The organism is Enhydrobacter sp., assembly GCA_025808875.1.
Taxonomy (GTDB): Bacteria; Pseudomonadota; Alphaproteobacteria; order Reyranellales; family Reyranellaceae; genus Reyranella.
This window is the reverse complement of record CP075528.1, coordinates 2,705,882-2,718,512: the sequence shown is the minus strand read 5'-3', so window position 1 is coordinate 2,718,512 and position 12,631 is coordinate 2,705,882. Positions and strand designations below refer to the sequence as shown.

Annotated in this window: 12 protein-coding genes; 7 read left to right on the top strand and 5 right to left on the bottom strand. The window is 66.7% G+C overall.

Going from position 1 to position 12,631, the window contains the following annotated elements:
* Positions 1-7: 7 nt before the first annotated feature.
* Both erpA and KIT25_13490 read right to left on the bottom strand, forming a co-directional pair.
* Positions 8-340: an iron-sulfur cluster insertion protein ErpA gene (gene erpA, locus KIT25_13495; protein UYN93085.1), complete on the bottom strand. Its 333-nt coding sequence runs from the start codon at positions 338-340 to the stop codon at positions 8-10.
* 53 nt (positions 341-393) lie between these two features.
* Entirely contained in the window at positions 394-1,284 is an 891-nt protein-coding gene (locus tag KIT25_13490) for a DMT family transporter (protein UYN93084.1), read from the bottom strand.
* 75 nt (positions 1,285-1,359) lie between these two features.
* Between KIT25_13490 and KIT25_13485 the strand changes: the two genes are divergently transcribed.
* Genes KIT25_13485 through KIT25_13475 form a run of 3 tightly spaced genes read left to right on the top strand, consistent with a single transcriptional unit; the run spans position 1,360 to position 5,704 of the window.
* Entirely contained in the window at positions 1,360-3,636 is a 2,277-nt protein-coding gene (locus tag KIT25_13485; GenBank protein UYN93083.1) for an adenylate/guanylate cyclase domain-containing protein, read from the top strand.
* Positions 3,617-4,525, top strand: coding sequence for a DUF4392 domain-containing protein (locus KIT25_13480; GenBank protein ID UYN93082.1), 909 nt, complete (start codon positions 3,617-3,619; stop codon positions 4,523-4,525). Before KIT25_13485 ends, KIT25_13480 begins: the two co-directional genes overlap by 20 nt.
* A 12-nt stretch (positions 4,526-4,537) precedes the next feature.
* Complete coding sequence (locus tag KIT25_13475; GenBank protein UYN93081.1) at positions 4,538-5,704, top strand: acyl-CoA/acyl-ACP dehydrogenase; 1,167 nt, start codon at positions 4,538-4,540, stop codon at positions 5,702-5,704.
* Between the two features lie 28 nt (positions 5,705-5,732).
* On the opposite strand, the gene KIT25_13470 is transcribed toward KIT25_13475, so the two are convergent.
* Genes KIT25_13470 through KIT25_13460 form a run of 3 tightly spaced genes read right to left on the bottom strand, consistent with a single transcriptional unit; the run spans position 5,733 to position 7,673 of the window.
* Positions 5,733-6,347 (bottom strand): exopolysaccharide biosynthesis protein, encoded by a 615-nt coding sequence (locus KIT25_13470; GenBank protein ID UYN93080.1) that lies wholly within the window; start codon positions 6,345-6,347, stop codon positions 5,733-5,735.
* Positions 6,344-7,207 (bottom strand): CoA ester lyase, encoded by an 864-nt coding sequence (locus KIT25_13465; protein UYN93079.1) that lies wholly within the window; start codon positions 7,205-7,207, stop codon positions 6,344-6,346. The genes KIT25_13470 and KIT25_13465 overlap by 4 nt, the downstream gene beginning before the upstream one ends.
* Positions 7,208-7,217: 10 nt before the next feature.
* The gene (locus KIT25_13460) at positions 7,218-7,673 is read right to left on the bottom strand and encodes a MaoC family dehydratase (protein ID UYN93078.1); all 456 of its coding nucleotides are present in this window, start codon (positions 7,671-7,673) and stop codon (positions 7,218-7,220) included.
* Positions 7,674-7,777: 104 nt separating this feature from the next.
* Here KIT25_13460 and KIT25_13455 point away from each other — a divergent pair, with 104 nt between their 5' ends.
* The 4 genes from KIT25_13455 (at position 7,778) to KIT25_13440 (ending at position 12,620) form a co-directional block, all read left to right on the top strand.
* Positions 7,778-8,755: an NADPH:quinone oxidoreductase family protein gene (locus KIT25_13455; protein UYN93077.1), complete on the top strand. Its 978-nt coding sequence runs from the start codon at positions 7,778-7,780 to the stop codon at positions 8,753-8,755.
* Between the two features lie 7 nt (positions 8,756-8,762).
* Entirely contained in the window at positions 8,763-9,518 is a 756-nt protein-coding gene (locus tag KIT25_13450) for an SDR family oxidoreductase (protein UYN93076.1), read from the top strand.
* A 4-nt stretch (positions 9,519-9,522) separates the two neighbouring features.
* A complete protein-coding gene (locus KIT25_13445; protein ID UYN93075.1) occupies positions 9,523-10,623 on the top strand; it encodes a M14 family metallopeptidase in 1,101 nt (366 codons plus the stop codon).
* Between the two features lie 62 nt (positions 10,624-10,685).
* A complete protein-coding gene (locus tag KIT25_13440) occupies positions 10,686-12,620 on the top strand; it encodes a hypothetical protein (protein ID UYN93074.1) in 1,935 nt (644 codons plus the stop codon).
* The last annotated feature ends 11 nt before the right edge of the window (positions 12,621-12,631 follow it).

Here is a 12,631-nt window from a genome sequence, read left to right as displayed (position 1 = left end):
GTCCGGATCAGACGCTGAAGGAGTTGCCGCAGCCGCAGGACGAGGTGGCGTTCGGGTTCTTCACCTGGAAGGAAGCGCCGACCATCTCCTCGACATAGTCGAGCTGGCTGCCCTGGAGCAGCTCGAGCGACGTGCTGTCGACCAGAACCGCCGCACCGTTGCGCTCGATGACGAGGTCGTCGTCGTTACGGTGGTCTTCAAAGGAGAAGTTGTATTGGAAGCCCGAGCAACCGCCGCCCAGAACCGCGACCCGCATCATCACGGGCTTGGCTTCCTTGGATGCCAGGAAGGCGATGCGCTTGGCGGCACTCTCGGTGACGGAAAAAGAGGTCTCACTCATGCCTACAAGATGTGGATTGGGGGGGCATTCGTCAATCCTCGAGGGGAATACCCTCAGGAGACTTGCGGGATAGCGGCTTGCCGCGCCCGGATCCGCTCCCGATGGAGGATGTAGAAGCCGGAGCCGATCACAAGGGGTAGGCCGAACCACACCATCGGCGACGGCGACTCATGGAACCACAGGTATCCGAAGAGCATGGCCAGCACGATGGTGCTGTAGTCGAAAGGTGCCAGGATCGAGGCCGGGGCCAGCCGCAGGGCGCGTATGGCCAATATCTGGGCGGTTCCGCCGATCAGCCCGAGCGAGCACAGCCAGAACCATCCGGACGGCGACGGCCACTGCCAGTTGGGGAGGGCGGCCACGAGGGATGCCGCACTGGCCACGACACTGAACCAAAAAATGGTCGCGGCATCGTGGTCGTAGCGGCTGATCAGCCGTGTCAGGACGTTCGAGAGGGCGTAGCTGAAGGTGGCCACCAGCACGATCAGGGACATCCAGTGGATCGAGATGGTCCATGGCTCCAGTATTACCAGCACACCGACGAATCCCACCGCGACGGCGCTCCAGCGGCGCCAGCCCACCACCTCGCCCAGCATCGGCACGGCGAGCGCCACCATGAAGAGCGGAGCCGCGTAGGAGATCGCATAGGCATCCACCAGCGGCATGCGGGGAAAGACATAGAAGAAGCCCAGCAGGCTGCCGAATCCGGTGAGGATGCGCGCGACCTGCAGCATTGGGCGATTGCTGCGCAGCCGCCTCAAGCCGCCCCGGCCGCGAATCAGGAAGTAAAGCGGCACCATGGCAACCACGCTGCGGAAGAACATGACCTGGAACGTGTCGTAGCCGTCCCCCAGCGATTTCACGATGGCGTCCATGGTGGCGAACATGGCGAGAGCGACGACCCGCAGGTAGATGCCAGCGAGGGTCGAGGACGAGGTATCCATTGGGGCGCGGTATTTGGCTTGGACGCCGTCCTTCCGTAAAGTGAATTCGGTGGGAGGCACTATCGGCGAATGCGCATGAACTGGTTGTTTGGCGGGCCTGGCAAGCCGCGCTCGCCGGTCGTCGTCGCGCTGCTCGTGCTCGTCGCCGCCCTGGTGGTCCGTGCCGACGATCCGGCAGGCCTGTCGCGCCTCCGGGACTTCGCGTTCGACCAGTTCCAGCGGACCAAGCCGCGCGTCGTCGACGACGAGTTGCCGGTCCGCATCGTCGACATCGACGAACCGTCGCTCGCCCAGTTCGGCCAATGGCCCTGGCCGCGCACGCTTCTGGCGCAGCTCACCGACAGGCTCACGGAGAAAGGGGCGGCGGTGGTCGCCTTCGACATCGTCTTCGCAGAGCCCGATCGCACCAGCCTGGGAGCGCTGGTGCAGCAATTGCCGGTCGACGAGCGAACGAGCCAGCTCCGGCAGTTGATGGCGGCGCTGCCCGACAGCGACCGGCTGTTTGCGGAGGCGCTGGAGCGCTCGACGGCGGTCCTGGGCTTCGGGTTCGATGCGAAGGGGGCGCACGAGGCGTCCAAACGCTTCCACGGCGTTGCGCACAACACCGGCGAAGCCGAGGTGGGCTCGGTGCCCGACCTCATCCGGCATTTCGTGCCGCAGCAGCCGGGCGTGGTGAAGACCCTGCCGATGCTGGAGAACGCAGCGAAGGGCAACGGCAGTGTCACCACGGATGTCGAAGGCGCCATCGTGCGGCATGTGCCCATGCTGTTCCGGCTGGCCGGGCAGCGCGACGAGGACCTCTATCCGGCACTTTCGATCGAAACCATTCGCGTCGTCCAGGGCGCTTCGACCTATCTCGTGCGCTGGTCGGGCGCACAGGGTTTCGAGGCCTTCGGCGAGCGGACCGGCATCGGCGCGATCCGCGTCGGCGAGGTCAATGTGGAAACCGACGCGCGCGGGCGCGTGGCCCTCTACGACAGCGGACATCGACCGGAGCGTTTCGTGTCGGCGGCCGCCGTTCTGAACGACACCGTCCCGCCCGACAAGATCGAGGCGCACATCGTCTTCATCGGCACCTCGGCCGTCGGCCTCAAGGATCTGCGCAACACGCCCACCCAAAGTTCCATGCCGGGAGTCGAGATCCACGCGCAGATCGTGGAGCAGATGCTGACGCAGGTGTATCTCGGCCGGCCCGACTACGCCGACGGCGCCGAGTTTCTCTATCTGGCCGCCATAGGACTTCTGTTCGTCTTCCTGATGCCGCGCTTGTCGGCCGGGCGCATGGCCGTCGTGGCGGTGGTGTTCGTGGGCGCCGGCCTCGCCGTGCCGTGGGTTGCCTTCGACCAGGCCCGCCTTCTCTTCGACCCGATCTATCCGTCGGCCACCCTGGCGACGATCTATGTCGGCGGCTCCGCCCTCGCCTTCATGCGCACGGAGAAGGAGCGCGCGGAGATCCGCAGCGCCTTCGGCCTCTATCTTTCTCCGGACATAGTCGAGCAGGTGGCGCGCAATCCCGAACTGCTCAAGCTCGGCGGCGAACTGCGCGAGATCACGGTGATGTTCACCGACCTGCGCGGCTTCACCACCATCTCCGAGCAGTTCGATCCGCCCGGCCTGACGCGCTTCATGAACCGCTTCCTCACGCCCATGACCGACACGATCATGGGCAAGAACGGCACGATCGACAAATACATGGGCGACGCCATCATGGCGTTCTGGAATGCGCCGCTGGCGGTGCCGGGCCATCCCGCCCGGGCCTGCGAGGCGGCGCTGGCCATGCAGGCGCGTCTGCGTGACCTCAACGTCACTTGGAAGACGGAGGCGGAAGCGGAAGGGCGGCGGCACATCCCGGTCAATATCGGCATCGGCCTCAACACCGGCCCGGCGTCGGTCGGCAATTTCGGCTCGACGCAACGCCTGACCTATTCCTGCATCGGCGACGACGTGAATCTGGCCTCCCGGCTCGAGGGTCAGTGCAAGGACTACGCAGTCGGCATCATCATCGGCGACAAGACGTGCCGGCAGGTCCCCGATTTTGCCACCGTCGAGCTCGACCTCATCATGGTCAAGGGCAAGACCGAGCCCGAGCGCATCCACGCGCTGATCGGCGACGTTGCCCTGGCGCAGACGGCGGGATATCGCGCCCTCGTCGCCCAGCAGGAGAAGTTCCTGGAGCTCTATCGCAGCGGCGCCTTCGCCGAGGCGCTGGAGGAAATCGACGCCTGCATCGCCGCCGCAGCGGCGGCCGGCTGGCAGCAGGGCTACTACGAGATGATGCGCGCACGGGTCGACGGACTGATCGACGACTCGCCGCCCGACTGGAAAGGCGTGTATGTCGCCAAGACAAAGTAGGCTCGCCGCGATCGAGGCGGTGGTGTGCCGCGACGTGGGCCGCAAGACGAGCGCACTCATCGAGGCGAGCCGGGGCGAACTGGCCGCGGCCGCGGAAGCGCTCTCCGGGGCGCGCAAGGTCGGACTGATCACCGGCTTCTTCGTGCCGCGCGGCGAGGTCGCCGCTCCTGAAACCGACGGCCCGGTCGGGACGGCCCTGCTGGCGGCGGGCCTGGCGGCGTGCGGAGTCCCGGCGCGGATCGCGGTCGACACGCCCTGCGCCGAAGCCGTCCGCGCGGCCGTGGCGGCAACGGGCGAGCGGGTGGCGATCGACGAAGTCGCTCTCGACGACCGCGGCGTCATCGACCGGCTGGCCGAGACATGGCAGCGCGACGGCATCACTCACGCCGTCTCGATCGAGCGTTGCGGGCCCAGTCCCGATGGCAAGCCGCGCAACATGCGGGGTGTCGACGTCTCGCCATGGACGGCGCCGCTCGAGAAGTTGTTCATGGCGGGGTCGTGGCTGAAGCTCGCCGTGGGCGATGGCGGCAACGAGATCGGCATGGGCAAGCTTCCGCCGGGCCTGATCGCTCGGACGGTGCCGAATGGCGACCGGATCGCCTGTACGACGACGTGCGATCGTCTCGTGGTCGCGGGCGTTTCCAACTGGGGTGCCTACGGCTTGCTGGCGGCGCTTTGCGTGGTTCGGCCGACGTGGTCCGCGACGCTGTCGAGGTTCCTCACCGCGGATCGCGACCTCGCCGTCACCCGTGCTGTCGTGGAACAGGCCGGGGCGGTCGACGGCGTGACGGCGCGGCGCGAACCGACGGTCGACGGCTTCGGTCCGGAGGTGCACGGGGCGCTGATCGAAGAGTTGCGCCGCATTGCGTGGAGCGGGGACGGCGACTAGTTTGCCGCCGCCATGGAAACGCCCTACGCCCCGACACACCCCGAGATCCGCGACGCCGTTCGCCAGCTCTGCCTCAGGTTCGACGGCACCTACTGGCGCGCACTCGACCGCGAGCGCGGCTATCCCACCGCGTTCGTCAAGGCGCTGACCGAGGCCGGTTGGCTGTCGATCCTCATTCCCGAGGAATATGGAGGCGCCGGCCTCGGAATCTCGGCCGCCAGCGCGGTGCTGGAAGAGATCCACCGCGCGGGCTGCAATGCCGCCGCCTGCCACGCCCAGATGTACATCATGGGAACGGTGCTGCGGCACGGCAGCAAGGAGCAGAAGGAGCGCTACCTGCCGAAGATCGCCGGCGGCGCATTGCGCCTGCAGGCATTCGGCGTCACCGAGCCGACGAGCGGCACGGACACGCTGAGCCTGCGCACGACCGCCGTGAAGAAGAACAACAGCACCTACGTCGTGAATGGCCAGAAGGTGTGGACCAGCCGCGCCGAGCATTCCGACCTGATGCTGCTGCTCGCGCGCACGACGCCGAAGGAACAGGCGCAGAAACGCACCGAGGGGCTGTCAGTGTTCCTGGTCGACATGCGCGCGGCCCTCGGCAAGGGCCTCACCGTCCGGCCGATCCGCACGATGATGAACCACAACAGCACCGAGGTATTCTTCGACAACATGGAAGTGCCCGCCGAGAACCTGATCGGCGAGGAGGGGCAGGGGTTCCGCTATATCCTCTCGGGCATGAATGCCGAACGCGTGCTGATCGCGTCCGAGTGCATCGGCGACGGCCGCTGGTTCATCGAGAAGGCAGTGAACTACGCCAGGGAGCGCAAGCTGTTCGGCCGGCCGATCGGCCAGAACCAGGGCGTGCAGTATCCGATCGCGCGCGCCTACACCCAGATTGAGGCGGCCGACCTGATGGTACGCAAGGCCGCCACGATGTTCGAGGCCGGCATCAATGCCGGCGCCGAGGCCAACATGGCCAAGATGCTGGCCTCCGAAGCGGCATGGGCCGCGGCCGAGATGTGCGTGCAGACCCATGGCGGCTTCGGTTTCGCCGAGGAGTACGACATCGAGCGCAAGTTCCGCGAAGCCCGCCTCTACACGGTCGCGCCGATCTCGACCAACATGGTCCTCAACTTCGTTGCCGAACACGTACTCGGGCTGCCGCGCTCGTACTGACGCACCGGTGTCGTCGTGCCCGCGAGGGTCACGCGAACAGCGTGTCGATCAGGGCCATCAGCGCGACATGACCGAGCGTCAACAGGAACACCGTCCAGAGTGCCGTCACGACGGTGAACAGCCATCCCAGCATGGCCATCAGGCCGTCGTCCTCGATCAGGGCGAGGCAGAAGAACAGGATCGCCCAGGCCGGGAACAGGTTGTCGAACGGGATGGGCAGGGCGAGGATCACGATGTCGACGGTCCAGGCGACCAGCAGCGCGCGGCGCGGCAGGCCGGTGACCCACCATTCGTGGCGGACGTGAACCTTGCGCTCGAGCCAGTTGATGCGACGGCGGGCGCGCTTGAGGAAGTCCTGCAGCTTGCCGCGCGACAGGCCACGCCGTCCGACGAAGCGCGGCAGCGAGGGTACCGGGCGGCCGGCGAAGTACTGCGCCAGCAGGAACATCATGACCAGGCCGGTGATGCCCGACACCCACGGCATGCCGGTCGGCACGCAGTTGGGCAGGTCGACCGCGGCTATGGCGAAGGCATAGGAACGCCCCTCGAGGCCACGCAGGAATTCGGCCAGGGTCAAGACCGACTTGCGCTCGCCGGCAAACAGCCGATCGAGCGTGTCGTAGAGGCCGAAGGTGTCCCTCATCCCCCCGTCCGGGCGAGCAGACGTCGCGCCAGCACGAGGTGCGGACGATCCAGCATCTTGCCGTCCAGCGTCAGCACCCCCGAGCCGGGGTTGTTCTCGAACGTCGCCACCACCCGCCTTGCCCAGTCGACCTCCTGCGGCGATGGCGTGAACACCTCCTGGATGATCGCGACCTGGTCGGGATGGATGGCGATCTTGCCGCCGTAGCCCATGCGCTTGGCGTCATTGGCCTCGGCGCGCAGGCCGTCGACGTTCTTGATGTCGGGATAGACCGTATCGTAGGCCGTGACGCCAGCCGCGACGGCGGCCATCAGGTTCATCGTGCGGGCGAGCTTGAACGTATCGTCGTACTCGCCGGGTGCCGGTCCCTTGGCCAGCGCGCCGAGATCGGCCATCAGGTCCTCGCCGCCCCACGAATGCCCGATCAGTCGAATGTGCCTGGGCGGTGCGGCGGCGAGGGCGAGCACCGCGGCGGCGCTCTCGGTGGCGATGGTGAGGATGCGGGTCGAATCGATCTCGATGCCTTCGCGAGCCTCGAGCGCGTCGAGCCAGCCGGCCAACCGATCGAGGTCGCCCTGGCCGACGCACTTGGGAAAGACGATGCCGTCGGGCCTGCCCTGCATGACGGTGGCGAGATCGCCCAGTGTCAGGCCGGTGTCGAGCGCGTTGACGCGAACGTAGAGCTTGGGGCCGTCGCGGTCGGCCGAGCGCAGGTAGTCGAGCGCCATTCGGCGGGCAAGTGGCTTGCGGTCGGCGGCGACCGAATCCTCGAGGTCGAGGATCAGCCCGTCGGCGCCGGACGCCGGCCCCTTGACGAGCTTGCGCTCCGAATCGGCGGGAACGAACAGGAACGAACGCATGATCCTTGCCTCACTTGCTGGGGCGCTTGCGCATCAGCGCCTGGCGCTTGCACTCTGCGACGACCTCGCCGCGCTGGTTGATGGCGGTGTGGCCGAACTCGACGATGCCGGCATCGGGCCGCGACCTGCTCTCGCGCACCGACAGCACCGTCGTGCGCACGCGCAACGTGTCGCCGTGGAAGACGGGCTTTGGGAACCTGACGTCGGTCATGCCGAGATTGGCGACGGTCGTGCCGAGCGTGGTGTCGTTGACCGTGATGCCGATCATCAGGCCGAGCGTGAACAGGCTGTTGACGATGCGCCGGCCGAACTCGGTCTTGGAGGCGAACTCCTCGTCGAGATGGAGTGGCTGGACGTTCATCGTCAGCGAGCTGAAAAGGACATTGTCCATCTCGGTCACGGTGCGGGTCCAGTCGTGGTCGAACGCGCGGCCGACAGCGAACTCCTCGAAATACAGCCCTGCCATCTTCCTCCCCGCGAAAGGCCGACCGTCTTAGCACGAATGGACGCTGACAGGGCGGGCGTCGTATCAATGCGCGACGACGCAAGCACCACGAAGCGGAGCGGCCAATGCGCGCGATGATGAGCGAAACCCCGGGCGGTCCCGAGAGCCTCAGGCTGATGGAACTGCCGTCCAGACCGGTCGGCAAGGGCCAGGCACGCGTCGCGGTGAAGGCGGCTGGCGTCAATTTCCCCGACACGTTGATCATCGCCGACAAGTACCAGTTCAAGCCGCCGCGCCCCTTCGCGCCCGGGCACGAGATCGCCGGGGACGTGACCGAAGTCGGCGAAGGCGTCGCCGACTACAAGGCAGGTGACCGCGTGATCGGCATGATCGGCCACGGCGGCTATGCCACGGAGGCAGTGATCGACCAGGGCAACCTGCTGCCGATGCCGGCGAACATGAGCTACGAGGACGGCGCCGCCTTCACGATGACCTACGGCACGTCCTACTACGCGCTCAAGCAAAGAAGCAGCTTCAAGCCCGGCGAGACGCTTCTCGTGACCGGCGCGTCTGGCGGCGTCGGTCTGACAGCGGTCGAGCTGGGAGCGCTGATGGGATTGAAGGTGATCGCCGCGGTCGGGTCCGACGAGAAGATGGAGATCTGCCGGAAGTATGGCGCCACGATGTTCGTGAACTACGCCAAGGAGAAAATGCGCGACAAGGTCAAGGAGCTGACCGGCGGCAACGGCGCGGACATCATATACGACGCCGTCGGCGGCGACGCCTTCGACGAGGCGATCCGCTGCATCGCCTGGTACGGCAGATTGCTGGTGATCGGCTTTGCCGCCGGCCGCATTCCGTCGTTGCCGGCCAACCTCGCGCTACTCAAGAGCTGCGACGTACGCGGCGTCTTCTACGGCGCCTGGCGGGGCCGGGAACCCGCCGAGGCGCGCAAGAACTTCGACGAGCTGCTGGCCTGGTACGCGCAGGGCAAGCTAAAGCCACACATCTCGATGCGATTCCCGCTCGAGAAGGGCGCCGAGGCGATGAACGCCCTGCTGTCGCGCAAGGCGACAGGCAAGGTCGTCCTGACGACGGCGTGAGCCGGGCATGGGGCGCTTGAGCGGCAAGATCGCCATCGTCACGGGCGCGGCCTCCGGCATCGGTGCGGCGTCGGCTCGGCTCTTTTCCGAGGAAGGCGCGCAGGTGCTGGCGGTCGATCGCCCGCAGTCCGAGATCGCCTCGGCGCACGAGGGCCATCCTGACATCGTGGCGCTAGGCAGCGACATCACCGGCGACGACGCTCCCCGGGGCATCGTGGCGGCGGCACTCGAGAAGTTCGGCGCCATCGACATCGTGTTCAACAATGCCGGCGTCAGCGGTCGCGCCTTCGTCGAGGAAATGACCGATGCGGAGTGGGATCGGGTCAACGCCGTCAACGTGCGGGCGATGTTCCGCATCTGCCGCGAGGCAATTCCCTCGCTCAAGGCGCGCGCGCGAGACAAGGGCAGGGCGCGCATCATCAACACCGCGTCGGTCATGGCGTTCGACACGGATTACGGACTTGCGGCCTATTGCGCCTCCAAGGCAGGGGTGGGCGGCCTGACGCGCACGCTCGCGCTCGAGCTCGGCAAGTTCAACATCACCGCGAACTATGTCTGCCCCGGCGCGATCTACACGGGCATGACCCGCACGAATTTCGACAAACCCGAGATCAAGGCGGTATGGGAGAAGAAGGCGGCGTTGCGCCGCCTCGGTCTACCCATCGACATCGCCCGTGGCGCCCTGCTGCTGGCGTCCGACGAGGCCGACTTCATCACCGGCCATGAGCTCGTGGTCGATGGCGGCCTGACGCTGAGGACATAGGCCGGTGGCTGGCAGCATTCATTCCTTCTCGGCGAGCTTCGGCGAGGCGCGCGACAAGTTCCTGGCCGCGGCACGCATCGCCGGCGCGACGGCTTTCCGCTACGACAATCCGCGCAAGGGACCGGAGGGCGAAGCGCTTTCCACCGACGTGGCGCGACTGGGACCGGAGGATGCGTCGAAGCTGGTCGTGACGATTTCGAGCACGCACGGAGTCGAGGGCTATTGCGGCTCGGGTTTCCAGGTCGACTGGCTGGCCCATGTCGGTGCGGCCGGCCTTCCGGCGGACACCGCCGCCCTGTTCATCCACGCCATCAATCCCTACGGCTTCGCCTGGACGCGGCGTGTGACGGAGGAGGGCAACGATCTCAATCGCAACTACGTCGACCATGCCAAGCCCTACCCCGCGAACGAAGGCTATCTGGAGATCGCCGACGATTTGATTCCAGCCGATTTCAGCGAGGCCGGCCGCGCCGCGGCCGACGCGCGGCTTGCCGCCTATCGCAAGAAGGTGGGTGACGTCGCCTATTTCCGCGCCGTGTCGGGCGGGCAGTACAGTCATCCCGAGGGCATGTTCTTCGGCGGCGGCGGGCCAGCCTGGTCGAACCGCACCTTGCATGCCATCTCCGACAGCTTCCTCCGCGGCCGCAGCGACGTTGCCGTCGTCGATTTCCACACGGGTCTCGGCCCTTACGGCTACGGCGAGCCGATCACGCACTACGACATCGATTCGCCGGGCTCGCGGCGCGTGCGCGCTTTCTGGGGCGAGTCGGTGACGGAGTCCAAGCGCGGGCAGACCGCTTCGCAGGCGCGCGACGGGCTTGGACACTATGGCCTCAACAGGATCCTGACCGAGCCGCAGACGCGGCTGACGATGTGTACGCTGGAGTTCGGCACTTTCGATCGGGAGAGCGGCCAGAAGGCCTTTCGCGCCGATCACTGGCTGCACAAGTACGGCGATCCGCTGGGCAGGGAGGCCGTGCCGATACGGGCGGCGATGCGGCGGCAATTCTATCCCGAGACGGACGACTGGAAGGAAGCTGTCCTGTTCCGCGGCCACCAGGTCGTGCGCCAGGCTATCGCCGGCCTGCAACGCCGAGGCTCCTGAGCGCTGGGGACAAGGCGCTCAAAAGCCGTTCGCTGCTGTATCGATCCTGCTAAATAGTCGCCATGCGTGCCCTGCTCGCGCTGCTGACCTTCGTCGCCGTCGCGGCGCTCAATCTTGCGTGGTGGTGGTTTCCCAACAGGCCCGTCGATATTGCGGGCTGGACGAATGCGCCCCTGCAGAGCGTGTCCTTCGCGCCCTATCGACCGGGCCAGAGCCCGCTGTCGCGGATCTACCCGACGCCGGACCAGATCGAGCAGGATCTTCGCCGGTTGCAGGGCAAGGTCGGGACGGTGCGCACATACTCGGCCGCCGAGAACCTCGAGACCGTGCCCCAGCGCGCCGGCAAGTACGGGCTCAAGGTCTGGCACGGCGCGTGGCTCAACGACAACGACAAGGAGAACCTCGAGCAGATCAATCTGCTGATCGATCATGCCAACCGCTATCCCGACACGGTCGAGCGGGTGATCGTCGGCAACGAGGTGCTGCTGCGCAAGGACCTGACGGCAAACCAGCTGCGCGGCTACATCAGGCAGGTCAAGCAGCGCGTCCGACAGCCCGTGACCTATGCCGACGTCTGGGAGTTCTGGCTGCGCAACCCGCAGCTCGCCGACGAGGTGGACATCGTGACGGTGCACATCCTTCCGTACTGGGAGGACGAGCCGATCGGCCTGGATCGCCGGGAACGGGACGGCGCCTCGAGCATCGAGAAGCACATCGTCGACATCTATCGCAAGGTGCAGGAGCGCTTCCCCAACAAGCGCATCGTGATCGGCGAGACGGGCTGGCCGAGCGATGGCCGCATGAGATCGGATGCGCGGCCCGGCCGGGTCGAGCAGGTGCGGTATTTCTCCATGTTCCGCACCGTCGCGGAGCGCGAGCGCTTCGACTACAACTTCATCGAGGCCTTCGACCAGTTCTGGAAGTCGCGCCAGGAGGGCACCGTCGGTGCCTCCTGGGGGTTGCTCGACGCCCATCGCGGCGACAAGTTCGAATTGGGCAAGCCCGTGGTGGCCGAGCCGCGTTGGCGCATTCTCTTCGCGCTGTCGACTTTGCTGGGCGGGCTGCTCGTCGCCGCCTTCGTCACTGCGCGCCGACGCGCCGAGGCCAAGCAGATTGCCATCTTCGCGGTGTTCGCCCAGCTCGTCGCGACCTGCTACGTCCAGGCGGTGTGGCTCGACGGCACGCGCGCCTTCTATGTCGAGCGCACGGTCGGCGTGGCGTTCTGGGCGTTGCTGCTTGCCGCGTTCTCCTACGCCCTGCTGCGCGGCATCGCCGACAGCCTGACCGGACGGATGGCCGATCCCTCGCTTTACGGTGCACGCGTCCGCGAGGCCTGGCGGGCCTGGCGCGCGCTGCCGCGGTTCGCCGTGCTGAACCGGGCCGACCTGCTGGCGCAACTTCTTTACCTCGTGCTCACGGCGATCTGCATCTTCTATCTGATCTTCATCACCATCGACTGGTATGACGGAGTCATTCGGCTGAGCGACACGTTCTATCGCCAGATCGCGATCGACGGGCGCTATCGCGATTTCCCGATCTGGAGCTTCGTCATCCCGAGCGTCGTGCTGCTGGCATGGAAGACGCTGACCATCGTACGGTCCGATCCCGCGCCGCGGGCCGACCGGTGGGCCAAGGCGCTCTCGTTCGGACGCCTGCTTGGCTACGACGGCAGTCGCGGCTTCGTGCGCATGGACCGCTCGTTCACGCGGCTGCGGCCGGTGCTGCCGGAGATCGTTCTCGCGGCGATGCTCGTTCTGTGGGCGAGCGCGCTGCTCGTGACGGAGGGAGCGATCAAGCTGCACGACGGCGGCGCGGGCGGGTTCGTCGCGGCCGACGGCGGTCGCTGGGTGATCAGGACGCTGTTCTGGAACACCCAGGCGAACTGGTTCGCCGGTCTGGCGATGCTGATGGCGGTGCCCTATCTTGCAACCGTCTACGTGTCGATGCGCGAACCACTGGCAGAACCGCCGCCGGACTCCTATACCAGCAAGTGGTAGCGCTACAGGCG